Raw genomic sequence first — 23,893 nt, forward strand, 5'->3', positions numbered from 1 at the left:
TCAATCCGCCTCCCAGGCGATGGCGGCCGGCCGCGCGCCGCCTGTCGTGAAGAACGCGACGAAGGCGCGCTGGCATTGTTCCAGATCAATGCACCACGCTTCCGGATACTCATCGACCTGCCCATTCGTCAGCAGATAGCTGCAAACGCCGTCCGCCTCCTCATCGCCCAGCGAGTGAAAACTCAGGTCATCCTGTCCCGACAGATACATCAGCCAGGCGTTGCCGCCATTGCGCAGCATGCACAGGGCCGGGCCCTGTTCCGCATCGATTGCCAGGGTCAGCCACAGCTCGCACTGCGCCAGCGCGCGCGCTTCCTGCAGCATTTGTTCCAGCGCAAGGATATTGTCAACGGCGCGCGCCTCGCCATGCAAGTTCAATTCCATCGTCATGTTTTGCTTCCGCTCAAATCGTTCATCGCCAGCGCCGTGCTCAGGTACAGCTTGCCGCTCAGGTCTTGCAATAAACTGCTCTGGCGCAAACGGTCCATCACGGGCCCCTTCACTTCGGCCAGGTTCAGGCTGATGCCGCGCTTGGCCAGTGTGCTGTTGAGTTCGATCAAGCCCAGCAAGGCCGTGCTGTCGATCTGGTTGACGGCCGACAAGACCAGCACCAGGTGGCGCGCCGTCGGGTGGCCCCGCAGCTCGTCTTCCACGCGCTCCGTGACGGCTTCGACGTTGCCGAAGAACAGGCCAGCATCGATGCGCAGCAGCAAGACGTCGGGCAGGGTTTGCGCCTCGTAGCGCTCCACGTTGCGGAAGTGCTCGCTATTCGGGATACGGCCCAGCACGGCGATATGCGGGCGGCTGGCGCGCCAGATCAAGGTCCCCATCGACAGCAGCACGCCGATCACCACGCCCGCTTCCACGCCCAGCACCAGCACGCCGGCCGTCGTCGCCAGCAGGGCCAGCGCATCGCTGCGGTCGTAGCGCCACGACAATTTCAAGGTATCCCAGTCCAGCAGGCTGCTGACGGCAAAGATGATGGTGGCGGCCAGCACGGGCAGCGGCAACAGGGCCAGCCAGCCCGTGGGCGCCACCAGCGCCAGCGCCAGCAAGCCCGCCGTGATGATGCTGGCCAGCGGCGTGTTGGCGCCCGCCTGGAAATTGACGGCCGAGCGGGAAATGGAACCGGTGACGGGAAAGCCGCCCGACAGCGCGCTGGCCACGTTGGCCGCGCCCAGGCCCAGCAGTTCCCGGTTCGTGTGCAGTTTTTCGCCGCGCTTTTGCGCCAGGGTCTGGGCCGCGGACATGCTCATCAGGAAGACGATGAAGGCGATCAGCAGCGCCGGCGACAGCAGGGTGCGCCAATGGGCGCCGGACGTGGCCAGGTTCAGGCCCGGCAAGCCGCTGGGCACGTGGCCCGTCGTCTGCACGCCCATCGCTTCCAGGCCGCCATAGGCGACGAGGGCGATGCCGGCCAGCACCAGCGCCATCGGCGCCAGGCGCGCGCCCACGTCGGCGGCGACTTTATTCAAGCCGCAGCGCTGCAACAGCCGCGAAGCATAGCGCTTGGCCAGCCACAGGAACAGCAGGCCGGACAGCCCCAGCACGAGGCTGGGCGTGTGCCAATGGGGGAGCGTTGCGCCCAGCAGGGGCGTGATCTGGCCCCAGATGATCAGGATGGCGGCGCCATTGCTGAAACCGCTGATCACGGGGCGCGACAAAAAGCTGGCCATGAAGCCCAGGCGCAGCACGCCGCACAGCAGCAGGACGAGGCCGCTGATGAAGGCCAGCTGGGCGGCCAGCACGATGTACAGCGAGGAACCGGGGTCGGCCAGCGGCGCCAGGGCCGCGGCCGTCATCAGCGAAACGATGGCCATGGGGCCCACCGATTGCGTCATGCTGCTGCCGAACAAGGCATACAGCACGGGCGGCAAGATGCTGGCGTAGATGCCCACCACGGGCGGCAAGCCGGCCACCAGGGCGTAAGCCATGCCTTGCGGCACCATCATCATGGCGACAACGATACCGGCAGTGATGTCCCCGGCCAACAGAGGACGCCGGTATTGCCTGAGCCAGAGCAGCATGATGAAATCCCAAAATCTGAAAACCGAAGCCTATCATGCGACGAGGCCGGCTGACAGGGGGATATGCTCAGTCCGGCAGCAATTGCGCCTTCACGGCGTCGAGGATTTCCGCCGACAGCGCCTCGTCATCGATTGCGCGTGCCAGCACCATGGCGCCCACCATGGCGGCAAACGTGGTGATCGCCTGCTGGCGCTGCCGCTCCTGTGTACCATCCGGGGCGCCGTCGGGCAGCAAGCCCTGCAGCAAGGCAAACTGCTGCCGCGTGGCTTGCGTGAACGCGGGACGCGCGCCGGGCGACATGCGCGCCACGTCGACGCCCATGGCCGCCGCCGGGCAGCCGCCGCCGGGCTGGTCGCGGTGGCGGGTGCTCAGGTAGCTATCGACAATGGCCGGCAACGCCCGCTGCGGGTCGCTGGCGATCTTCGCCCGCCAGCCTTCCAGCGACTTATTCAAGGCATGCTGGCACGCTTCGATCATCAAGTCTTCCTTGGACGCAAAATGGCCATAGAAGCCGCCATGCGTGAGACCCGCGTTCTTCATCAGGTCGGCCACGCCGATGCCGTCATAGCCCTTTTCGCGGAACAACCTGGCCGCCGTTTCGACGATGCGTTCGCGGTTCAGCGCCGCCTGTTCCCTGCTCACTTTCATGCTGCCCTCCAATATTTATGTCAATCATCATATAACTTTGCGCCTGTTTGCGCCACTCTGTTAGCAAGCGCACCGTTTGATGGGGGCGCCGCGCCGATACTGGATCTTCGTTTCCAGGGAGGCCAGCATGAACGAGAACAAGGACCAGTCCGCCGGTAACTTGCAGCGCGCCGTCCAGCAGGAGCAGGATGGACGTGATGCCGGCAAGCCAGGCCAGGAAAGCAGGCAGCCCGTGCAGACGGGCCAGCGCGGCCAGCCGGCCCCTCCCCTGCCCGCCCAGCACCTGGACAAGCCAGGCATCGAAGCGCAGATGGCATTGAAACCGCGCTTCCTGGCGCCCGACTATTGCGGCAGCGGCAAGCTGGCCGGCATGGTGGCCGTCATCACGGGCGGCGATTCGGGCATCGGCCGCGCCGTGGCCGTGCTGTACGCGCGCGAAGGGGCCGATGTCGCCATCATTTACCTGAACGAACACGCGGACGCCAACGAAACCAAGCGCTACGTGGAAGCGGAAGGCCAGAGCTGCCTGTTGATTGCCGGCGACGTGCGCGACCAGGGCTTTTGCCAGCAAGCCGTCAGCCAGGTGCTGGAACGTTTCACGCACATCGACGTGCTGGTGAACAACGCCGCCTTCCAGGAACACGGAATCGCTGCTGCTCGACCTGAGCGAGGAACGCTTCGACCTCACCATGAAAACCAATGTGTACGGCTACTTTCATATGGCCAAGGCCGTGCTGCCCCACTTGCAGCGGGGCGCGGCCATCATCAACACGGGTTCCGTGACGGGCTTGCAGGGCTCGAAACACCTGCTCGACTATTCCACCACCAAGGGTGCCATCCATGCGTTTACCATGGCGCTGGCCGGCAACCTGCTCGACAAGGGCATCCGCGTCAACGCCATCGCCCCGGGGCCCGTCTGGACGCCGCTCAATCCGGCCGATAAAACGCCGGAAGAAATCCGGCAATTCGGCGCCGACACGGACATGCGCCGTCCGGCCCAGCCAGAGGAACTGTCGCCCGCCTACGTCTTTTTAGCCTCGCCCGCCTGTTCCAGCTACATCACGGGCATCGTCCTGCCCGTCACCGGCAGCGTGGGAGCATAAGCGATGGCGCGCGCACTGTGGAAAGGCGCCATCAGCTTCGGCCTCGTGCACATCCCCGTCGAGCTGATTTCAGCCAGTCTCGACCATGAACTGGACTTGTCCATGCTGGACCGGCGCGACTTCGCGCCCATCGGCTACAAGCGCTACAACAAGCAGACGGGTGAGGAAGTCGAGTGGGACGACATCGTCAAGGGCTATGAATACAAGACGGACGAATACGTGGTGCTGTCCGACGAGGATTTAAGGCAGGCGAACGTGAAGGCCACGCAAACCATCGACATAGACACCTTTGTCGACGCGGCCGAGGTGCCGCTGACCTTTTACGCGCACCCGTACTACGTGCTGCCCGCCAAGGGCGGCGAGAAAGTCTATGCGCTGCTGCGCGAAACCTTGCGCAAGGCCAATAAAGTGGCTATCGCCAGCGTAGTCATGCGCACCAAGCAGCATCTGTGCGCGCTCGTCTGCGTGGGCGACGCCATCGTGCTCAACACCTTGCGCTACGCCGATGAGCTCCGCCCCACGGACGACCTGGACTTGCCCGCCAGCACCCTGAAGGCGGCGGGTATTTCCGACAAGGAACTCAAGATGGCCCTGTCCCTGGTGGAAGGCATGAGCGAAGCGTGGGAACCGGAGCAATACCACGACAGCTACCGCGAAGACGTGCTGGCGCTGGTCAAGAAGAAAATCAAGGCGAAACAGACCAAGACCATCACCGCGCCCGCGCCCGCGCCCGCGCCGGAAGAAGAGCACGGCAGCAACGTGATCGACCTGGTCGCCCTGCTGCAGCAAAGCCTGGGCAAGAAGGCACCCGCCGCGCCGGCCCGCAAGCGTCCTGCCTCGTCCGCCGCCCGCAAAACGGCGTCCGCCAGGCGCAAGGCGGCCTGAGGCACGCCCCACGCCACCGAGAATAGTCAAGACTATAAATGCATTGACTTTGATCAAGCTTCTCGCTACGTTATGCACAGGCCTGCCAGCCGGCAAGCCCTGTCTCGCGTGCGGAAAAAAATGGATGCCGAGTTAGATCAGCTTATCCTCAGCGGCGCCCCTGGCGGCGTCGTCATCACGAACGAAGAGCATGCCGTCGTGCGCTGGACGGTGGGTGCCCAGCGCATTTTCGGCTATGCCAGCGACGAGGCGCTGGGACGCACGCTATGGGAGCTGATCTCGCTGCCGGGACAAGCCGAAGCGGCCCTGCTGATCGACGAACAGCTGACCCTGCACGGCAGCTATGACCGCGAATCGCTGCGGCGGCGCAAGGATGGCGAACTTATCCACGTCGATGTGGCATGCCAGACCGCACAGGCCGGGGCGGACGGCCCCCGCTACCTGATTTCCACCATGAAGGACACGACCTTGCTGAAGGCGGCGCGCGACGCCCAGTTCGTCGAGGTGCGCTACCGCGTGCTGTTCGAATCGACGCCGGACAGCGTCATCATGGTCAATGCCACGGGCGCCATCGTGCTGGCCAACCAGCAGGCACAGCGCCTGTTCGGGTACGCGGAAGGCGAATTGAACGGCAGGCAAATCGATAGCCTGCTGCCCAACGCCTGCGCCATTCGCACGTGGCGCACCGCGCGCGCTATTTCGACCAGCCGCGCACGCGCACCATGGGCGCCGACCTGGAATTGCTGGGTTTGCGCAAGGACAACGTCGAGTTCCCCGTCGAAATCAGCCTGTCGCCCATCCAGACGGAGATCGGCACCTTCGTCATCAGCGCCATCCGCGACGTCAGCGACCGCCGCCGGGCCGAACAGAAGTTCCGCGGCTTGCTCGAATCGGCGCCGGACGCCATCGTCATCGTCAACGGCGACGGCGAGATCGTGCTCGTCAACTCGCAGACGGAACGCCTGTTCGGCTACTCGCGCGCGGAGTTGCTCGGGCGCAATGTGGAAGTGCTGATCCCGGCCCGCTACGCGCACGACCATCCGCGCCACCGCCATGCGTTTTCCACGGCGCCGCGGGCCCGTTCCATGGGTGCGGGCCTGGAACTGTACGGCTTGCGCCGCGACGGCACCGAGTTTCCCGTCGAAATCAGCCTGTCGCCGCTGGAAACGGACGAAGGCGTGCTCGTGTCATCGGCCATCCGCGACATCTCCGAGCGCAAGCGCATCGAACGCACGCTCAACGAACAGAAAGTCGAACTCGAGCGGGCCAGCCAGGCGAAGGACCGTTTCCTCACCAGCATGTCGCACGAACTGCGCACGCCGCTGAACGCCATCCTCGGCTTTGCCCAGCTGCTGGCCAACGAATCCCTGCCCGCGACCGTGCTGCAAAAACGCACCTTCGTGCAAAACATCGTCACCTCGGGCCGCCACCTGCTCACCCTGATCAATGAAATCCTCGACCTGGCGAAGATCGAATCGGGCAGCCTGAGCCTGTCGATGGAAGCGGTGACGCTGCCCGCGCTGATCGAGGAAGTGCGCGTGATGGTGGAAGAACAGGCGCAGCAGCGCCAGATCCACCTGATCTTTCCAGCCTGCGAAGCGCTGACGCTCAGGGCCGACCATACGCGCCTCAAGCAAGTGCTGCTGAACCTGCTGTCGAACGCCATCAAGTACAACCGCCCGGCCGGCAAGGTGGAGCTGGAAATCTCGCAGCCCGATGCACTGTGCGTGCGCATCGCCATCCGCGACACGGGCAAGGGCCTGGACGACGCGCAGATGGCCGAACTGTTCCAGCCGTTTAACCGCCTGGGACAGGAGGCCGGCAGCGAAGAAGGCACGGGTATCGGCCTGGTCGTCACCAAGCGCCTGGTCGAACTGATGGGCGGACGCATGGGCGTGCACAGCTGCCTTGGCGAGGGCAGCGTGTTCTGGATCGAACTCGACACCATGGCCGCGCCGCCCGAGAGCATGCCGCTGGACACGGAGGGGCTGGCCGAGCCTGCCGGCGGAGCCGGGGACGATGCCAGCGGCCAGGCCCTGCTGCTGTACGTGGAAGACAATCCGGCCAGCCTGCGGCTGGTGGAAGACATCGTCAGCTTCCTGCCCCATCTGCGCATGATCTCGGCCACCGACGCGCGCCAGGGCATCGCGCTGGCGCTGGAACGCCGCCCCGACGTCATTTTGATGGATATCAACCTGCCCGGCATGAATGGCAACCAGGCACAGCGCATCCTGCGCAACGATCCGCGCACGGCGCACATCCCCGTCATCGCGCTGACGGCCAATGCCATGAAGGGCGACATCCGGCACGGCCTGGCCGCGGGCTTTTTCCGCTACCTGACCAAACCCGTCGAGATTCCCCAGCTTAACGCCGCCATCGACGAAGCGCTGCAGCTGGCACGCGCCACCCTGCCGTTCAAGCCGGCGGACTGAAACCGAGCTTTTGCATGGCCCCATCGATGGCCCTGGCGCTGCGCGCATAGCCAGCCCAGGGCGCATTGCCCACGTCGAGGCGGCTGTGGACGTTGCCGACATTCCACTGATCGCCCGCCTTCAGCTGGTCGAGTTCCTCCCAGGCCAGCGGCACGGAAATGCCCAGCCCCGAGCGCGTGCGGGCCGACCACGCGCACACGGTGGTGGCGCCCCGCCCATTGCGCAGATAATCGATGAAAATCTTGCCGACCCGGTTAGCCGGCCCGCTTTTCAGCACAAAACGCTGGGGAATGAGCTGCGCCATGTGCGCCACGATGGCTTGCGAAAACGCCTTGACCGTATCCCAGTCGTGTTTCGGGCGGATCGGCACGACCACGTGCAAGCCCTTGCCGCCGCTGGTTTTCAGCCAGGCGGGCAAGCCCAGCTCCGTCAGGAAGGCGCGCAGCAGCACGGCCGCCTCGCGGATGGCGGGCCAGGCCACGCCCTTGCCCGGATCGAGGTCGAACACCAGGCGGTTCGGCGTGTCGTAGGCGCTGGCCAGCGCGTTTTGCGTGTGAAATTCCACCACATTCCACTGCGCCGCCGACAGCAAGCCCTGTACGCTGCCCACTTCCAGCATGGGCGCATGCTCGGGATCGAGGCCGGGATCGAGCTGTTTGACGCCGGGCATGGTGGACGTGTCCGCATGCTTCTGGAAAAACAATTCTCCGCCCATGCCGGCCGGCGCGCGCACCAGCGACACGGGGCGCCCGCGCAAATGCACGAGCATCAGCTTGCCCACCAGCGCGTAATAGCGCACCAGGTCGATCTTCGTGGCGCCGCTGTCCCGGTCGATCACCCTGTCCGCATGGCTGACCTTGAAACTGGCCGGCAGGACGCTGTCCGCCGCCTCATCGTGCTTGCCCATGCTCTTCTCCCTGGTCCGATCGCTTCGCTGTGGCCGCTCCCGCACGATGGCGGCCGGCTGTTTGTCCTCGCGCAAGCCGTGAAACACGGCGTGGCGCACGGCGCCGCCGCTGGTCCATTGCGCGAAGCTCACTTCGGCCACCAGCTGCGGCTTGACCCAGATGGGCCGGCGCACGCCGCCCGCCTGGCCTTCAAACGGACTCGTATCAACGGTGAGCGCGCCGAGACGCTGCCGCAAGTCGCGCAAGGCCGCATCGTCAAAGCCGCTGCCCACGTTGCCCGCATAGCGCAGTTTTCCCTGGTCATCGTGCACGCCCAGCAGCAGCGACCCGATCCCTTCGCGCGCGCCTTGCGGCGCCGTATAGCCGCCGATGACGAATTCCTGGCGCAGCCCGCATTTGAGCTTGATCCAGTCGCCGGAACGCCGCGTGACGTAGGGCGAACCGCGACGCTTGCCGATCACGCCTTCCAGCCCCAGGCGGCAGGCGTGGGCCAGCAGTTGCTGCGGCGCAGCATCGAGCGCCGCGCTGAAGCGCACCTGGGGAGAAGTTGGCAAGCGCTGCAGCAGCCCTTGCAGCAAGGCCCTGCGCGCCTCGACGGGCTGGCCGCGCAAGTCATGGCCATCGAAATACGGCACGTCGAACAGGTAATACACGATCGCGCTGGTGCTGTCCGCGTCGAATGCGCGCTGCAAGGCGCCGAAATCCGGCTGGCCGCCGGCGTCGTTGACGACGATTTCGCCGTCATACCAGCCTGGCGGCAAACCCAGCTGTTCCAGCGCCTGCCGCAGTTGCGGCAGTTTCGCCGTCCAGTCGTTGCCATTGCGCGTCATCAGGCTGACCCGTTCGCCATCGCAACGCGCAAGGATGCGGTAGCCGTCGAATTTCGCCTCGAAAATCCAGTCTTGCGCGTCCGGCGGCGGCGCATCGACGAGCGTGGCGAGCTGCGGCGACAGGGTGCTGGGCAAAGCGGCATCGGGCGGTGCGGCAGCCGCCTTGCGCGCAGGCAGGGCCTTGTGCTTGACGCTGGCGGGGAACTCGTCGACGACGGAAAACGCGACGGCCGGCCGGGCAAACGCGTCTTTTTCCTTGATCAGCAGCCAGGCCGGCTGCTTTTCATCCTTGCCCCGCATGCGCACCAGCACCCAGTTTCCATGCATCTTGTGGCCATAGAGGGTGAATTTCAGCTCGCCGGCAGCCAGCGCGGCGCGCGCATCGGGCGTGGCCGCCTGCGGCTGCCACGTGCCCTTGTCCCAGATGATGACCTTGCCCGCGCCATACTGCTTTTCGGGGATCGTGCCTTCAAAGCTGGCGTAGGCAATGGGGTGGTCTTCCACCTGCACGGCCATGCGCTTGTCGCGCGGGTCGTAGCTGGGCCCTTTCGGCACGGCCCAGCTTTTCAGCGTGCCATCGAGTTCCAGGCGAAAATCGTAGTGCAAGCGGCTGGCCCAGTGCTTCTGGATCACGAAGGAGAGCCCGTCGCCCGCTTCCTCGCCGCCCTCCGCGGGCTCGGGCGTGACGGCGAAATTGCGCTTGGCTTGATAGGTTTTCAGGGCGGCTTTCATGGCGGACCCATGCGGTGACGATGGCATCGAGTCTAGTCCGCCTGGGGCTGGGGTGCGGTACGCCAGCTAACAGAGTGCCTGTCCGGGCAAATGTAAGTGTTTGTAATTGACGAAAATCCTGTCAACGCAATTGCCGCACGGCGCGTTTTTGGCTCAGTGACAGGGGATTGATCTCCTGAACTACAACCCCACTTCTCGAGGAACTGCATCATGAAAAAACGCACTGTCAACATTGTCGCTACTCTGATCGCCGGCTTGTTCGCTACCGCAGCCTTTGCTCAAACCCCAGCACCAGCGGCGCCGGCCAAGGCCGAAGCCAAGCACACCAAGGAAGTGGCTAAAGCAGAAGCCAAAGAAACCAAGGCCGTCGTGAAAGCCGATGCGAAAGAAGCCGCCGTCGCTGCAGACGCCAAAGCCGATGTCGCCAGCGCCAAGGCTGATGCCAAAGCCACCAAGGCCAAAGCCCATCACAAAGCGAAAAAAGCCAAGGCCAAGGCTGACGAAGCCAAAACTGAAGCGACCGCAGCAGCAGCCAAATAATCGGCTCCGCGCGTTTTCCGCGCCGCACAAAAAGACAGCTTCGGCTGTCTTTTTTCGTTTTCATGCCCGCATCACGCAGCAACAGCCGATAAAACACCTGATTGTAAGAAAGTGTAAACGAGGTCAACGGTAAGCTTCCGGGGCGCGTTTTATGCTCAGTGACACGGGAATCATCCCGGCACCAACAGACATACCAGACAAACCACCACTGAGGACTGCACCATGAAAAAAGTAATTGCTACCCTGATCGCCGGCCTGTTCGCTACCGCAGCCTTTGCCCAGACCCCAGCAGCGCCAGCAGCGCCCGCCAAAGTGGAAGCGGCCCACGCCAAGGCCGTCGTGAAAGCCGATGCCAAGGAAGCGCAAGCCGTCGTGAAAGCGGACGCGAAAGAAGCGAAAGCCGTCGTCGCCGCGAAAACGGACGTCGCCAGCGCCAAAACGGAAGCGGCCGCCACCAAGGCCAAGGCCCATCACAAAGCCAAGCACACCAAAGCCAAGGCTGACGAAAAGCTGGCTTCGGCCACCGCCGCCGCACCGGCTCCAGCGCCAGCAGCAGCCAAGTAATCACCGACACACCATCACTTACCACTCGCCAGGAAAATAAAATGAAAAAAGTCATCGCCACCCTCGTCGCCAGCCTGTTCGCTACCGCCGCCTTCGCGCAAACCCCTGCCGCCCCGGCAGCGGCCGTCCCCGCCAAGGCGGAAGCGGCCCACACGAAAGCCGTGGCCAAGGCTGACGCCAAGGAAACCAAGGCCGTCGTGAAAGCCGATGCGAAAGAAGCAGTCGCCGCCGCCGACGCGAAAGCCGACGTCGCCAGCGCCAAGGCCGATGCGAAAGCCACCAAGGCCAAGGCCCATCACAAGGCAAGCAAAGCCAAAGTGAAAGCGGACGCAGCGAAAGCGGCAGAAGCCGTTCCGGCGGCACCAGCACCAGCGAAGTAATCGCGGCAGTCGCCACGCGAGCGCGTCCGCCGGGTCTGCGCTTGCGCGGCTGTTTCGCCCGCAATACCAGGGACAGCTTCGGCTGTCCTTTTTGCATGGCGCGCCTTCATGCGAACGTCATCGAACAGGCCAGCTTGCGCGCGACATAGCGGCGCACTTGAGCGAGACTGGCACTCCGGCCATCGGCGCCGTGAACCGCGACGCCGACAGCTACGGCTACGGCTACTTCTCGTACGCGAAGACGCAGGACATCGGGGGACAGCAGATTGACGTGCACTTCGCCCCGGGCAATGGCGGCAACAAGATCTATGTGATACCGGCGCGCCGCATGGTCGTGAGCATCGCTTCCAGCGCCTACGGCAAGGGTTACGGACAACGCCGTTCGGAAGACATCCTGAAGGCGGATACGCGGTAGTTGTAAGCGTTTGTAATGAGCGTCAACGCCAGCGTCCGGGGGCGCGTTTTATGCTCAGTGACACGGGAATCATCCCGGCACGCCAGACAAACCACCACTGAGGACTGCACCATGAAAAAAGCAATTGCTACCCTGATCGCCGGCCTGTTCGCTACCGCTGCCTTTGCCCAGACGCCCGCAGCGCCAGCAGCGCCCGCCAAAGTGGAAGCGGCCCACACCAAGGCCGTCGTGAAAGCCGACGCCAAGGAAGCGCAAGCCGTCGTGAAAGCGGACGCGAAAGAAGCGAAAGCCGTCGTCGCCGCGAAAACGGAAGTGGCCAGCGCCAAGACGGAAGCTGCCGCTACCAAGGCCAAGGCGCATCACACGGCGAAAAAAACCAAAGCCAAAGCAGATGCGAAACTGGCATCGGCCACCGCCGAAGCGGCACCAGCCAAGTAATTTCTTCACACTGCACTCACCCGAAAAAACACCAAGGATCTCATCATGAAAAAAGTTATTGCCACCCTGATCGCCACCCTGTTCGCCACCGCCGCTTTCGCACAGACGCCAGCAGCGCCAGCAGCGCCGGCCGCTCCAGCAGCTTCCGCCGCAGCCGTTGCACCTGCAGCCAAAGCCGAAGCGCCAGCCGCCGCCGTCAAGCCAGCGACGCACAAGAAAGCCAAGCATCACAAGGCGAAGAAAGCGGCTACTGGAGAGAAGGCAGTTCCAGCGACGCCGGCAGCTTCCGCACCGGCAGCAGCGCCAGCCAAGTAATCAGGGCTGCAGCTACCAAAAAGACAGGGTTTTCCCTGTCTTTTTTTTCGTCCATTTATTTTGGCATCAGCACCGTATCGATGACATTGATCACGCCATTCGATTGATATACATCATAGGTGCTGATGTTGGCGCTGTTGCCGCCCTCATCCATCACGACGATGTTGTGCATGCCGTTCATGGCGAACATCAGCTTGCCCCCGCTGGCCGTGGGCAAGGTGGCTTTACCGTCATGCATCTTGATTTCCTTGGCCAGCGCCTTGAAGTCGTATTTGCCCGGCACCACGTGGTAGGTGAGGATTTTCGTCAGGGTCGCCTTGCTTTCCGGCTTGACCAGGGTCTCGACGGTGCCGGCCGGCAGCTTGCCAAACGCCGCATTCGTCGGCGCGAACACGGTAAACGGCCCCTTGCCTTTCAGGGTGTCGACCAGCCCGGCCGCCTTGACGGCGGCGACCAGGGTCGTGTGGTCGGCCGAATTGACGGCGTTGTCGACGATGTCCTTGCTCGGATACATGCTCTGGCCGCCCACCATGGTGCTCATGTCGGCGGCAAAAGGGGCGCTGGCGGCCAGCATGGAGGTGATGAAAAGAGCTGCGGGAACGAAGGTGCGCATGGTGATATCTCCTGGATGACTGCGTTTGCGTGATTGCACGAGTATTTACGCGGCCTGTCCGCAAACGGATTCAACTGGTTTTCAACAAAAAAAAAACGGCGCCGTGCAGATGCACGACGCCGTTTTCATGATGTTTTCCTCGCCGCGGGCCGGGAATGCCAGCCCGCGGTGCCGGAAATCAGTTGGCCGCGACCTGCGGCTCGGCATCTCCCCAGCCGCCGCCCAGGGCGCGGATCAGCGCCACCGTGGTGACGGCCCGGTTGCCGCGCAGCTGCACGGCGTTGCGCTCGATGGCAGCCAGGTTGCGCTGCGCGTCGAGCAGGTCCAGGTAGCTGGAACGGCCCGCATCGTACAGCTTTTGCGCCAGGTCGGCCGAGCGGCGCGCCGACACGACGGCTTCGTCGATCTGCTGCGTCTGGCCCGACAGGATGCGCAGGCCGGCCAGGTTGTCTTCCACCTCGGCGAAGGCCACCAGCACGCTCTGGCGATACGTGGCCACCGATTCTTCCAGCTGCGCTTCGCTGCGCGTCACGGCAGCCTTGTTGCGGCCGCCGTCGATGATGGGCATCGACATCAGGGCGCCCAGCAGCCAGGAGCGGCTGCTCCACTTGAAGATATCCGAGAAGGTGTCGGACGCGCCGCCGCCGGAAGCGTTCAGGCTCAAGGCGGGGAACATGGCCGATTTCGCCACGCCGATGCGCGCATTCGACGCTTCCATGGTGCGCTGCGCCGACGCGATGTCGGGACGGCGCTCCAGCAAGGACGATGGCATGCCGGCCGGGATCACGGGCAGGAAGCCGCTGTCCTGCAGCGGGTTGACGCCCGCCGTGAAGCTGGCGGCAGGTTTACCCAGCAGGACGGCCAGCGCATGCTCGCCGGTGGCGCGCTGGCGCTGCAGGCCGATGGCTTCGGCGCGCACGGTCGACAGCTCCGTGCGGGCACGGGACAGGTCGAATTCGCCGATGTCGCCCAGATCGTAGCGGCGCTGGTTCACATGCACGCTTTCCTCGCGCAGGCGCACCGTCTGCTCCAGGGTCGCCAGTTCGGCGTCCGTGGCGCGCAGCTGGAAGTAGGTTTGCGCCACGTCAGCCTGCAAGGACAGCAGCACCGAGCGGTAAGTCGCTTCCACGGCCAGCGCATCGCTGTGCGAGGCGCTGACATTCGATGCCACCCGGCCGAACAGGTCGACTTCATAGCTGGCCGTCAGGCTGGCCTGGTAGACGTTGGTCGCCGCCACCGGCGCGCCGTTCGGCAAGCCGAGCGACACGGCGGAAGCGCGGTTGCGCTGGCCGCCCACGTTCACGCCCACTTGCGGGATGCGGTCCGCTTCGGCGATGCCGGCAATGGCCCTCGCCTGCTTGACGCGGGCGGCGGCCACCGCCAGGTTGGCGTTCGCCTGCGTGGCTTCGCTGATCAAGCTGGTGAGGGCCGGATCATTGAAGGCCAGCCACCATTCGCCGCGCGCCTGTCGCTCGGCTGGCACGCCCTGCTTCCAGCGCGTGCCGTCCGCCGCCGTCTGCACGGCGGACGCTTGCGCTTCCTTGAACGCAGCCGGCGTCTCGATCTGCGGCTGCTTGAACTCGGGCGCCGCGCAGGCGGCCAGCAACACGGCTGCGGCCATGGCGCTCAAGACGGGCGCCGCGCGCCGGATGATTGCATTGGTTTTCAATATATATCTCCTTCCAGGTTCAATGCTGGCGCAGCAGTTGGCTTGGCGGCAGCATCGGCTGGTTTTTTCTCAAAACGCTGCGCCAGGGTGCGCAGCAGAACATAGAACACGGGCGTCAGGAACAGGCCGAAGAAGGTCACGCCCAGCATGCCGGCGAAGACCGCCACGCCCATCGCATGGCGCATTTCCGAACCGGCGCCGTGCGAGAACACCAGGGGCACCACGCCCATGATGAAGGCGATCGACGTCATCAGGATCGGACGCAGACGCAGACGGCACGCTTCCAGCGCCGCTTGCACGACGGTGCGGCCATGCTCTTCCAGTTCGCGGGCAAATTCCACGATCAGGATCGCATTCTTCGACGCCAGCCCCACCAGCACGAACAGCGCGATCTGGGTGAACACGTTGTTGTCGCCGCCGGTCAATTTGACGCCCAACAAGGCGCACAGGATCGACATCGGCACGATCAGGATCACGGCCAGCGGCAGGGTCCAGCTTTCGTACTGGGCGGCGAGCACCAGGAACACCAGCAGCACGCACAGGGGGAACACATAGATCATCGTATTGCCGGACAAGATGTCCTGGTAGGTCAGCTCCGTCCATTCATACGAAATCCCCTGCGGCAGCACTTCCTTGGCGATGCGTTCCAGCGCGGCTTGCGCCTGGCCGCTCGACACGCCAGGGGCGGCGCCGCCGTTGAAATCGGCTGCGGCATACGCGTTGTAGCGCTGCACGCGGTCAGGACCGTAACTATCCTTGACGCGCATCAACGACGACAGCGGGATCATTTCACCTTTGTCATTACGGACTTTGAGCTGCGCGATATCCTGGGCATGTGAACGGAAAGCCGCATCGGCTTGCACGCGCACCTGGTAGGTGCGGCCAAACTGATTGAAGTCATTCACGTACAGCGAACCGAGGTTGATCTGCAAGGTCTGGTAAATCGTTTGCAGCTGCACGCCCATCTGCTTGGCTTTTACACGGTCGACGTCGGCGAACAGCTGCGGCACGTTGATCTGGTAGCCCGAGAACACGCCCGCCAGTTCCGGCGTCTGGTAGGCCTTGGCGGCCAGCGCCTGGGTGGCGTTGTACAGCGCGTCGTAACCGAGGTTGCCGCGGTCTTCGATCATCATCTTGAAGCCGCCGATGGTGCCCAGGCCATTCACAGGCGGTGGCGGGAAGACCATGATGAAGGCGTCCTGGATGCCGCCCAGGCGCTTGTTGATCTCGGCCGCGATGGCGCCGCCCGACAATTCCTTGCTGCCGCGCTCATCGAACGGCTTCAGGGTGGCGAAGACGATGCCGGCGTTCGGCGCGTTGGTAAAGTCGTTGATCGACAGGCCGGGGAAGGCGATGGTCGATTCGACGCCGGGCACCGACTTGATGACGTCGGACATGCGGCGCACGACATCTTCCGTGCGGTCCAGCGAAGCGGCGTCGGGCAATTGCGCAAAGCCCACCAGGTATTGCTTGTCCTGCGCCGGCACGAAACCGGCCGGCACGGACTTGAAGGTGAAGATGGCGGCAACGACGAGCAGCGCATACACGCCCAGCGAGGCGCTCTTGCGGCCCAACACGCCCTTCACGCCCGCTTCGTAGCGGTGCGAGGCGCGGCCGAAGAAGCGGTTGAACCAGGCGAAGAAGCGGCCGAAGACCATGTCCATGCCGCGCGTCAGTGCGTCTTTCGGCGCATCGTGCGGTTTGAGCAGCGCGGCCGACAGGGCCGGCGCCAGGGTCAGCGAGCTGAAAGCGGAGATCACGGTCGAAATGGCGATGGTCAGCGCGAACTGGCGGTAGAACTCGCCCGACAGGCCGGGCACGAAGGCGATCGGCACGAACACGGCGCACAGCACCAGGGCGATGGCGACGATGGGACCGCTGACCTCTTTCATGGCCTGGATGGTGGCGTCGCGCGGCGACAGCCCTTCCTCGATGTTGCGCTCGACGTTTTCCACTACCACGATGGCGTCATCGACGACGATACCGATGGCCAGCACGAGGCCGAACAGCGACAGGGTATTGATCGAGAAGCCGAAGCCCAGCATCACGGCAAAGGTACCGACGATGGACACGGGAACGGCCAGCAGCGGAATGATCGATGCGCGCCAGGTTTGCAGGAAGATGATCACCACCAGCACCACCAGGGCAATCGCTTCGAGCAGGGTATGGATCACGGCTTCGATGGACGAGCGCACGAATTGCGTCGGGTCGTACTCGATGCGGTATTCCACGCCTTGCGGGAAGTCTTTTTTCAGTTCGTCCATCTTGGCGCGCACGTCGGAAGACAGTTGCAGCGCGTTGGCATTCGGCGCTTCGAAAATACCCATGCCGACGGCCGGATTATTGTTCAGCAGCGAACGCAGCGAGTAGCTGTTTGCGCCCATTTCCACGCGCGCCACGTCCTTGAGGTGCGTGACGGCGCCGTCGGCATTCGTGCGCACGATGATGGCGCCGAATTCCTCGGGCGTCTGCAGACGGCCCTGGGTATTGACGGTCAGCTGGAAGTCCGAGTTTTTCGCTGGCGAGGCGCCGATCACACCGGCAGCCACCTGCACGTTCTGCTCGCGGATCGCGTCGACGACGTCATTGGCCGTCATGCCGCGCGCCGCTACCTTTTGCGGGTCGAGCCAGATGCGCATCGCGTAGTCGCCCGCGCCGAAGATCTGGATGTCGCCCATGCCGGGCAAACGGGCCAGTTGGTCCTTGACGTTCAGCACCGCGTAGTTACGCAGGTACATATCGTCATAGCGCTTGTTCGGCGAGACCAGGTGCACGACCATGGTCAGATTCGGCGACGATTTGACCGTCGTCACGCCGATCTGGCGCACTTCCTCGGGCAGGCGCGGCAAGGCGCGCTGCACGCGGTTCTGCACCTGCGTCTCGGCCTGCTCGACGTTGGTGCCGATCTTGAAGGTCACGGTCAGCATCATCGCGCCGTCGGACGTGTTTTGCGAGGACATGTAGAGCATGTTCTCGACGCCGTTGATCTGCTCTTCGAGCGGCGCGGCCACGGTTTCGGCGATCACTTTCGGGTTGGCGCCCGGGTATTGCGCGCGCACCACCACGGATGGCGGCACGACGTCGGGATATTCGGAGATGGGCAGGCCGAATATCGACAGCAGCCCGGCCACGAATATGACGATCGACAGCACCGCCGCGAAAATCGGCTTGTCGATGAAAAAGCGGGAAAAATTCATGTTTATTCCTTGGAAGTCGATGCTGCTTTCGCGGCGATCTTGGCGTCTTTTGCTTCAGGTTTGGCGGGAGCGACGGGCGCGGTCGGGTCGAAATCCATCGCCACCATCTGCGGCGTCACGGGTGCGCCGGGGCGCACGCGCTGCAAGCCGTTGACGACGATTTTTTCGCCCGCCTTCAAGCCTTCGCGCACCACGCGCAAGCCGTCCGAGGTCGGGCCCAGCTTGACGGCGCGGTATTCGGCCTTGTTGTCGGCGCCTACCACGTAGACGTATTTGCGGCTCTGGTCCGTGCCGACGGCGCGGTCGCTGATCAACAGGGCCGTGCTTTGCGCCTGCGGCCCGTTGCCGCCGTCGAGCTGGATGCGCGCGAACAGGCCAGGCACCAGCTGGCGCTCGGCGTTGGCGAAGGTGGCGCGCATGCGCACGCTGCCCGTGGCCGGGTCGAGCTGGTTGTCGACGAATTCCAGCTTGCCTTCGTGCGGGAAGCCCGTTTCGTTGGCCAGGCCTACCTTGACGGTGACGGGCGTGCCCTTTTGCGCCGTGCCGGCCACGCGCAGATACGTATCTTCATCGCCGTCGAAGCTGGCGTAGATGCGGTCCGTCGACACCACCGAAGTCAGAATGGCGGAAGCGTCGATCAGGTTGCCGACGGTGATTTCCGCCTTGCTGACGCGGCCGCTGATCGGCGCCTGCACCTGCGTGTACGACAGGTTCAGCCTGGCCGCTTCATACGCGGCTTGCGCCGAGCGGACATTCGCGTCCAACTCTTTCAGGCCCGAGGCCTTTTCATCGAATTCGCGCTGGGCGATGGCTTTTTCGGCCAGCAGCTTTTCAGCGCGCGACAGTTCCAGCTTGGCCAGTTCCGCCTTGGCGCGGGCCGAGGCAGCCGTGCCTTCGGCGCGCGACACTTCAGCCTGGAAGGGGCGCGGATCGATGACGAACAGCACGTCGCCCTTTTTGACTTCGCTGCCCGGCTTGAAGTTGACGGCCGTGATGAAGCCGCCGACACGCGAGCGGATTTCCACGCGCTCGATCGCTTCCAGGCGGCCCGAGAATTCCTGCGTTTCCGTAATCTGTTTTTCAACGACGGCGGCGGCCGAGATGGGCGGGCCGCCGGCCGCTGGCGCGTCGGGCACCTTGCTGTTGGCTGAATCGCAGCCGGCCAGGCTCACGGCCACCAGTCCTGCCAGCGCGAGCGAGGCAGCCAGGGGCTTCAGCAGAGTGGAAAATTGTTGAACGTTTTTCATTTTATTTCCCTGTTTTATGAAAATTTCTAATGGTATGGGCGGCAGGAAGCAACCCAGCTTAAAAAGTGAATGGTGGTGCCATGGCGCCCGACGGCGCTCGATCAAAGGTAAACAGGCCGCCAGCTGCTTGAAAGCGGACGGGGACGACGAAGCTGGCTGTGCGAACGCACAACGCAGACAGGATGGGAACTACACTGCATAGTGTAGCAACCGAAACTCAAAAAGTAAACTGATTAGTGTAAGTTTTTTTGCGGTGCCGCGGATGGCGGCTTTATGACTCGGGCTCTTGCCCCAGTCCGGCGACGAAACTGCTAATTTCGCTCAATACCTGCACCTTGCAGGCGCATTCATTACGGGCGGTGGCGTCTTGCAGCGGCGCGGCGGCCATGCGCCGCACGGTGGTCTTGATGCCGCAGGCGATCAATTTGCTGCCGTATTGTTCAGCCTCGTCGCGCAATGGGTCGTCTTCGCTGGACAATATCAAGGCTGGCGGCAGGTTCTTCAGGCGGCTCGACTGCAATGGCGACGCATACGGATGGGTACGGTCAGCGGCATTCGGCAGGTAGCCGCGGTAGGCGGCGGCGCACTGGTCGGCCACCTCCGCCAGGTCGGGGCAGCTCGGCAAGTGGCGCATCGAGCAGGTCGACAAGCCGGGGTCGAGCATGGGCATGATCAGCACCTGGCCCGCGAGGGGCGGTCCGCCCCGGTCGCGCGACATCATGGCGCACACGGCAGCGAGGTTGGCGCCCGCTTCGATGCCCGATACCACCATCTGCTTGCCCGTCCAGCCCAGCTTGGACTTGTTCTTTTTTGCCCACAGCAGCACGGCATGCGCGTCTTCCACGGCGGCGGGGAATGGCCGCACCTTCGCCAAGGTATAGTTCGCGGCCAGCACCACGTGGTCGGGATTGCTCAGCACGAGGCAGCGCAGGAAGTCGTCCGCGTCTTCCAGGTCGCCGTCGACAAAGCCGCCGCCATGGAAGAAGACCATCAGGTTCGGCTGCTTGGCGCCCGGCACGCCGGCCGTGTAGACGCGCGCGCCGAGCGCATCCTGCGCGCCCTGCACCTGGATGTCGCGTATCTTCAGCGCCTGGCCAGGTGCCAGTTCAGCCGCGGCGTCGGCAAACGTCATTGCGCCACCACCGGCTGCACCGCAGCATCGCGCACCGTGTCGTTCAGGCACAACAGGGCGACGCCGCCCACTTCATGGGTCAGGGCGCTATATCCGCTGGCTTCGCTTTGCGCCGCCGACGAATAGGCATCCGTCGATACCATCGCGGCCAGAGCGAGCGAGCTCATAGCAAGAGCAAGCACTGCAAAGATTCCATTCCGGTGACCCATGATATTTCTCCTGTGAACTTCCTGCGGCAATCACATTTATGCTGCAGTACAACAACTATAGACTTGATCTACAATCTGATAAAGAGTGCAATGCCGAATTGATTGTTCAGGATTCTGAATAATCACGCAGAAAGTGATAGGAAATCAAGTGAACAAGCTGCAAGCCATGGAAGTCTTCATCCAAGTCGTCGACGCGGGCGGCTTTACGCGCGCGGCGGAAAACATGCAGCTGCCGAAAGCCACCGTGTCGACCCTGATCCAGTCGCTGGAAGCGAGCCTGTCGGTCAAGTTGCTCAACCGCACCACGCGCCACGTCAGCATCACGTCCGATGGCGCCGCGTATTACGAGCGCTGCGTGCGCATCCTGTCGGACGTGCGCGAGGCCGAGGAATCGCTGTCGCGCACGCGCCTGAGCCCCAGCGGGCGGCTGCGCGTGGATGCGCCGACAGCCCTGGCCAGCGAACTGATCATCCCCGCCCTGCCCGACTTCTTTGCCCGCTACCCGGACATCTCGCTGGAACTCGGCTGCAGCGACCGCCCCGTCGACCTGATCGAGGAAGGCGTCGACTGCGCCGTGCGCGGCGGCGAATTGGGCGACCTGAACCTGATCGCGCGGCGGGTCGGCGTGCTGCATTTCATTACCTGCGCCGCGCCCGGCTACCTGGCGCGCCACGGCACGCCGCAGCACCCGAACGACCTGGCGCAGCACCGGGGCGTGAATTTTTTCTCTGCCAAGACGGGCAAGACCTTCGACTGGGATTTCACGCGCGCGGGCGAACGCATCCAGATGTCCATGCCCAGCCATATCGCCCTGAACGACTCGAACGCCTACGCGGCCGCCGGCCTGGCGGGCCTGGGCATCGTGCAAATGACGCATTTCATGCTTGCGCCGCTGCTGGAACAGGGCAAAATGGTGGAATTGCTGGGCGATTGGGAATCCGACCCGCTGCCCATCCACGTGATCTATCCGCCCAACCGCCACCTGTCCGCCAAGGTGCGCGTATTCGTCGAATGGGTCGCCGACACATGTTTACCAACCACCCGGCCACGCAACTGAAGGGCAAGAGCACCCTGCCCGCGCGCGCCACCCTGACCGAGGCCCAGCCATGACCGCAGCAAGCACGCCACCGCACCTGCACCCGCACCGCATCGTCTTTCTCGACCGCGACAGCCTGATCGCCACCGTGCGCCCGCCCGCCTTCGCCCACAGCTGGGAAGAGTTTCCGCATACCAAGGGCAGCGAGCAGACGGTAGCCCGCCTGCAAGGCGCCAGCATCGCCATCACCAATAAAGTGCCGCTGCGCGCGGCCGAGCTGGCGCAGCTGCCCGATCTGAAAATGATCGCCGTGGCCGCCACGGGCACGGATATCCTCGACCTGGCCGCCTGCCGCGAGCGAGGCATTATCGTGGCGAATATCCGCGACTATGCGCGCGCCACCGTGCCCGAGCACACCTTGGCCCTGATGCTGGCCCTGCGCCGCCAGCTCATCGCCTACCGCGCGGACGTGGAAGCGGGCCTGTGGCAGGCGTCGGACCGCTTCTGCCTGTTCGGCCACCCGATCCGCGACCTGGCGGGCAGCCGCCTGGGTTTGCTCGGCTACGGCGCGCTGGGCAAGTCCGTGGCGCAACTGGGGCGCGCCTTCGGCATGCAGGTGATCGTCCACAACCGCTCCCCGATCCAGGAAGACGGCGTCAAGGAAGTGAGTTTTGACGAACTGCTGGCCACCTCCGACGTGCTGAGCCTGCACCTGCCCCTGACGGACAAGACGCGCAACATCATCGGAGCAAAAGAGCTGGCGCGCATGCAGCCGACTTCGCTGCTGATCAACACGGCGCGGGGCGGCCTGGTCGATGAAGCGGCGCTGGCCGACGCATTGACCCGTGGCGTGATCGCCGGCGCCGGCTTCGACGTGCTGTCGCAGGAACCGCCCCTGCCCGACAACCCGCTGTTGAACTTACGGCTGCCCAACTTCATCCTTACGCCCCACACGGCCTGGGCCAGTGGTGAAGCCATGCAAAAGCTGGCCGACATATTGATCGGCAATATCGAAGCGTTCGAACGGGGCGTTCCCGTGAACGTGGTGGCATGAGCGTCTTGCAGGAACTCGATGAACTGCTGCGGCTGGATGGCGACGAGTACGACCGCCTCGACCTGTTTCATGAGGCGGATGAGCTGATCGGGCAACTGCGGACGGCCGACGTGCCCGCGCTGCTGGCCTTGTGGCCGCAGCGCAGCCTGTGCTGGCAGCAACGTTTCACGCAAGCGAGCAGCAACATCGACGGCGCCGCGCTGCGCGCGCTGCTGGCCGGTTTGCTGCAGATCAAAGATAGGCCGCACGGCGTGCTTGAATTGATGTCGCGCCTGCCACCCGTCGCCGACAACTCTGCCCTCAGCGACGCCCTGCTCGCCTACGCCGAGCAAGCGTGGCATGCGCAGGGGCCGGCGCTGCACCGGCAAATCCAGATCAGCTGCTGGAGCTGCGGGCTGTCGGGCCGGCTGCTGAAGCGGCTGGGGCTGTCTGCATGGAAGGATGCGGGGCTGTAAAACCGGTCGCCACGCCAGGCGGCACTCTAGATTGCGTTGGAACAAGTATCGCTGTGCACATTCGCCATACAGTGAGCCCATGCTTGTTTCAACCACTCTGGAGGCGCCATGAAAATACTCTACCTTCTCGTCCTGTTCGCCACCGTCACCCTGAACAGTGCATGCACTAGCTTGCCCGCCATTCCCGCACCGACATTGCAAATAGCCAAAGCACCAGGTCCGATCGATTCCAACTCTGGCCCCCACGCCCCGCGCCAGCTGGCATGGCAATGGGACGAAGGACGTACCTTCGAAGCAGAATTCAATAGTGACTGCCGGGGCCCCATCTATTTCGTCGACAAGCAGCGCAACATCAGCAGCTTTGTGGGCATAGACTCTCCGCCACGGGCCACGTTCGACAGCGACGACCCCGACGTTATCCTGGGTAATATCGGATACGCTGACCAGCTGATTTTCTCGACCAATGGGGGGCGCAGTTTTTTCAAGGAAGTACGGGCCTTCCCCCGCTCCGCCTCTGTCGAATTCATTGCCGTGCGCAAGGGGCATGTGTATGTGGGAATCAACCACCAATCAAACGACGCCGATGCCTACTTTGCCTGGCATAGAACGAAGAACAAGTATCGTTCCGAGGAAATGGAACAATACAGCCGCAAACTGATGATTCTCGAAGGAAAACTCGACAAAGCCCAGGGCCGCATCGCAAGCTATCGGATACTCAAACCGAAGGGCCATCAATTCACCAGTCCCTACGCTGCCATGGCCGCGGAATACATCAAGGAGGTCGACGACATTGAGGCGCTGGGCCTGCCGCACGCCGGTGGCAACGTTCCCCTGCACCGCTGTGACACGACCATGCAACTACCCGTCTGGCATCACTGGGCATCCAAGAAAGAGTTGGCGGAAATGAACACATGGTACGAAACCACCAAACGCGCCCACCCCGAATGGGCCACGGCAGAAATGGACAAGTTGATGCAGGAGGCGCGTGAATTTACTGAAAAATATCGCTAGGCCTACAGTGTGTGCCGGCGCATCGCCGCCGGCGCCACCCAGCGCCACCCAG

22 protein-coding genes and 2 pseudogenes are annotated in these 23,893 nt (G+C 63.8%); 14 read left to right on the forward strand and 10 right to left on the reverse strand.

Features of this window, described 5'->3' with window-relative positions; all coding sequences use genetic code 11:
* From ACQVLG_RS27275 to ACQVLG_RS27285, 3 genes are all read right to left on the reverse strand, one after another.
* Window positions 1-390 (reverse strand): Imm1 family immunity protein, encoded by a 390-nt coding sequence (locus ACQVLG_RS27275; protein ID WP_474291868.1) that lies wholly within the window; start codon window positions 388-390, stop codon window positions 1-3.
* On the reverse strand, window positions 387-2,027 hold the full coding sequence (locus ACQVLG_RS27280) for a SulP family inorganic anion transporter (RefSeq protein ID WP_230539309.1): 1,641 nt from the start codon (window positions 2,025-2,027) through the stop codon (window positions 387-389). The genes ACQVLG_RS27275 and ACQVLG_RS27280 overlap by 4 nt, the downstream gene beginning before the upstream one ends.
* A 67-nt stretch (window positions 2,028-2,094) precedes the next feature.
* Window positions 2,095-2,676 (reverse strand): TetR/AcrR family transcriptional regulator, encoded by a 582-nt coding sequence (locus ACQVLG_RS27285; RefSeq protein WP_474291869.1) that lies wholly within the window; start codon window positions 2,674-2,676, stop codon window positions 2,095-2,097.
* Window positions 2,677-2,803: 127 nt separating this feature from the next.
* On the opposite strand from ACQVLG_RS27285, the pseudogene ACQVLG_RS27290 reads away from it, so the two are divergent.
* The 4 genes and pseudogenes from ACQVLG_RS27290 (at window position 2,804) to ACQVLG_RS27305 (ending at window position 7,096) form a co-directional block, all read left to right on the forward strand.
* Window positions 2,804-3,779 (forward strand): annotated as a pseudogene (locus ACQVLG_RS27290) (SDR family oxidoreductase).
* A gap of 3 nt (window positions 3,780-3,782) precedes the next feature.
* Window positions 3,783-4,664, forward strand: coding sequence for a non-homologous end joining protein Ku (gene ku, locus ACQVLG_RS27295; protein ID WP_474291870.1), 882 nt, complete (start codon window positions 3,783-3,785; stop codon window positions 4,662-4,664).
* 120 nt (window positions 4,665-4,784) lie between these two features.
* Window positions 4,785-5,282: pseudogene (locus tag ACQVLG_RS27300) on the forward strand (PAS domain-containing protein); the annotation flags it as partial.
* A 104-nt stretch (window positions 5,283-5,386) separates the two neighbouring features.
* On the forward strand, window positions 5,387-7,096 hold the full coding sequence (locus tag ACQVLG_RS27305; RefSeq protein ID WP_474291872.1) for a PAS domain-containing hybrid sensor histidine kinase/response regulator: 1,710 nt from the start codon (window positions 5,387-5,389) through the stop codon (window positions 7,094-7,096).
* Here ACQVLG_RS27305 and ligD read toward each other — a convergent pair.
* Window positions 7,080-9,566: a DNA ligase D gene (ligD, locus tag ACQVLG_RS27310; RefSeq protein WP_474291874.1), complete on the reverse strand. Its 2,487-nt coding sequence runs from the start codon at window positions 9,564-9,566 to the stop codon at window positions 7,080-7,082. The genes ACQVLG_RS27305 and ligD overlap by 17 nt on opposite strands.
* 210 nt (window positions 9,567-9,776) lie before the next feature.
* Here ligD and ACQVLG_RS27315 point away from each other — a divergent pair, with 210 nt between their 5' ends.
* From ACQVLG_RS27315 to ACQVLG_RS27340, 6 genes are all read left to right on the forward strand, one after another.
* Window positions 9,777-10,106, forward strand: coding sequence for a hypothetical protein (locus ACQVLG_RS27315; RefSeq protein ID WP_230539303.1), 330 nt, complete (start codon window positions 9,777-9,779; stop codon window positions 10,104-10,106).
* 222 nt (window positions 10,107-10,328) lie between these two features.
* Window positions 10,329-10,670 (forward strand): hypothetical protein, encoded by a 342-nt coding sequence (locus ACQVLG_RS27320; protein WP_230539302.1) that lies wholly within the window; start codon window positions 10,329-10,331, stop codon window positions 10,668-10,670.
* Window positions 10,671-10,711: 41 nt separating this feature from the next.
* Window positions 10,712-11,050: a hypothetical protein gene (locus ACQVLG_RS27325; RefSeq protein WP_474291876.1), complete on the forward strand. Its 339-nt coding sequence runs from the start codon at window positions 10,712-10,714 to the stop codon at window positions 11,048-11,050.
* Window positions 11,051-11,207: 157 nt separating this feature from the next.
* Window positions 11,208-11,465, forward strand: a complete 258-nt coding sequence (locus tag ACQVLG_RS27330; RefSeq protein ID WP_474291877.1) for a hypothetical protein — start codon at window positions 11,208-11,210, stop codon at window positions 11,463-11,465.
* A 111-nt stretch (window positions 11,466-11,576) separates the two neighbouring features.
* Window positions 11,577-11,903: a hypothetical protein gene (locus tag ACQVLG_RS27335; RefSeq protein WP_230539299.1), complete on the forward strand. Its 327-nt coding sequence runs from the start codon at window positions 11,577-11,579 to the stop codon at window positions 11,901-11,903.
* A gap of 45 nt (window positions 11,904-11,948) precedes the next feature.
* A complete protein-coding gene (locus ACQVLG_RS27340) occupies window positions 11,949-12,218 on the forward strand; it encodes a hypothetical protein (protein ID WP_474291878.1) in 270 nt (89 codons plus the stop codon).
* 55 nt (window positions 12,219-12,273) lie between these two features.
* On the opposite strand, the gene ACQVLG_RS27345 is transcribed toward ACQVLG_RS27340, so the two are convergent.
* From ACQVLG_RS27345 to ACQVLG_RS27370, 6 genes are all read right to left on the reverse strand, one after another.
* Window positions 12,274-12,831, reverse strand: a complete 558-nt coding sequence (locus tag ACQVLG_RS27345) for a fasciclin domain-containing protein (protein WP_474291879.1) — start codon at window positions 12,829-12,831, stop codon at window positions 12,274-12,276.
* Between the two features lie 178 nt (window positions 12,832-13,009).
* The gene (locus ACQVLG_RS27350; RefSeq protein WP_474295818.1) at window positions 13,010-14,452 is read right to left on the reverse strand and encodes an efflux transporter outer membrane subunit; all 1,443 of its coding nucleotides are present in this window, start codon (window positions 14,450-14,452) and stop codon (window positions 13,010-13,012) included.
* Window positions 14,453-14,496: 44 nt separating this feature from the next.
* Window positions 14,497-17,697, reverse strand: a complete 3,201-nt coding sequence (locus tag ACQVLG_RS27355) for an efflux RND transporter permease subunit (RefSeq protein WP_474291881.1) — start codon at window positions 17,695-17,697, stop codon at window positions 14,497-14,499.
* Window positions 17,698-17,699: 2 nt separating this feature from the next.
* Window positions 17,700-18,944: an efflux RND transporter periplasmic adaptor subunit gene (locus ACQVLG_RS27360; RefSeq protein WP_474291883.1), complete on the reverse strand. Its 1,245-nt coding sequence runs from the start codon at window positions 18,942-18,944 to the stop codon at window positions 17,700-17,702.
* Window positions 18,945-19,215: 271 nt separating this feature from the next.
* Entirely contained in the window at window positions 19,216-20,076 is an 861-nt protein-coding gene (locus ACQVLG_RS27365) for an alpha/beta hydrolase (RefSeq protein WP_474291884.1), read from the reverse strand.
* A complete protein-coding gene (locus tag ACQVLG_RS27370; protein WP_230539293.1) occupies window positions 20,073-20,243 on the reverse strand; it encodes a hypothetical protein in 171 nt (56 codons plus the stop codon). Before ACQVLG_RS27370 ends, ACQVLG_RS27365 begins: the two co-directional genes overlap by 4 nt.
* A gap of 190 nt (window positions 20,244-20,433) precedes the next feature.
* Here ACQVLG_RS27370 and ACQVLG_RS27375 point away from each other — a divergent pair, with 190 nt between their 5' ends.
* From ACQVLG_RS27375 to ACQVLG_RS27390, 4 genes are all read left to right on the forward strand, one after another.
* Entirely contained in the window at window positions 20,434-21,342 is a 909-nt protein-coding gene (locus ACQVLG_RS27375; protein ID WP_474291886.1) for a LysR family transcriptional regulator, read from the forward strand.
* Window positions 21,343-21,391: 49 nt separating this feature from the next.
* Window positions 21,392-22,375 (forward strand): D-2-hydroxyacid dehydrogenase, encoded by a 984-nt coding sequence (locus ACQVLG_RS27380; RefSeq protein WP_474291887.1) that lies wholly within the window; start codon window positions 21,392-21,394, stop codon window positions 22,373-22,375.
* On the forward strand, window positions 22,372-22,830 hold the full coding sequence (locus ACQVLG_RS27385; RefSeq protein WP_474291889.1) for a hypothetical protein: 459 nt from the start codon (window positions 22,372-22,374) through the stop codon (window positions 22,828-22,830). Before ACQVLG_RS27380 ends, ACQVLG_RS27385 begins: the two co-directional genes overlap by 4 nt.
* 108 nt (window positions 22,831-22,938) lie before the next feature.
* A complete protein-coding gene (locus ACQVLG_RS27390; protein ID WP_474291891.1) occupies window positions 22,939-23,841 on the forward strand; it encodes a hypothetical protein in 903 nt (300 codons plus the stop codon).
* The last annotated feature ends 52 nt before the right edge of the window (window positions 23,842-23,893 follow it).

The organism is Janthinobacterium sp. TPC_1, assembly GCF_056037845.1.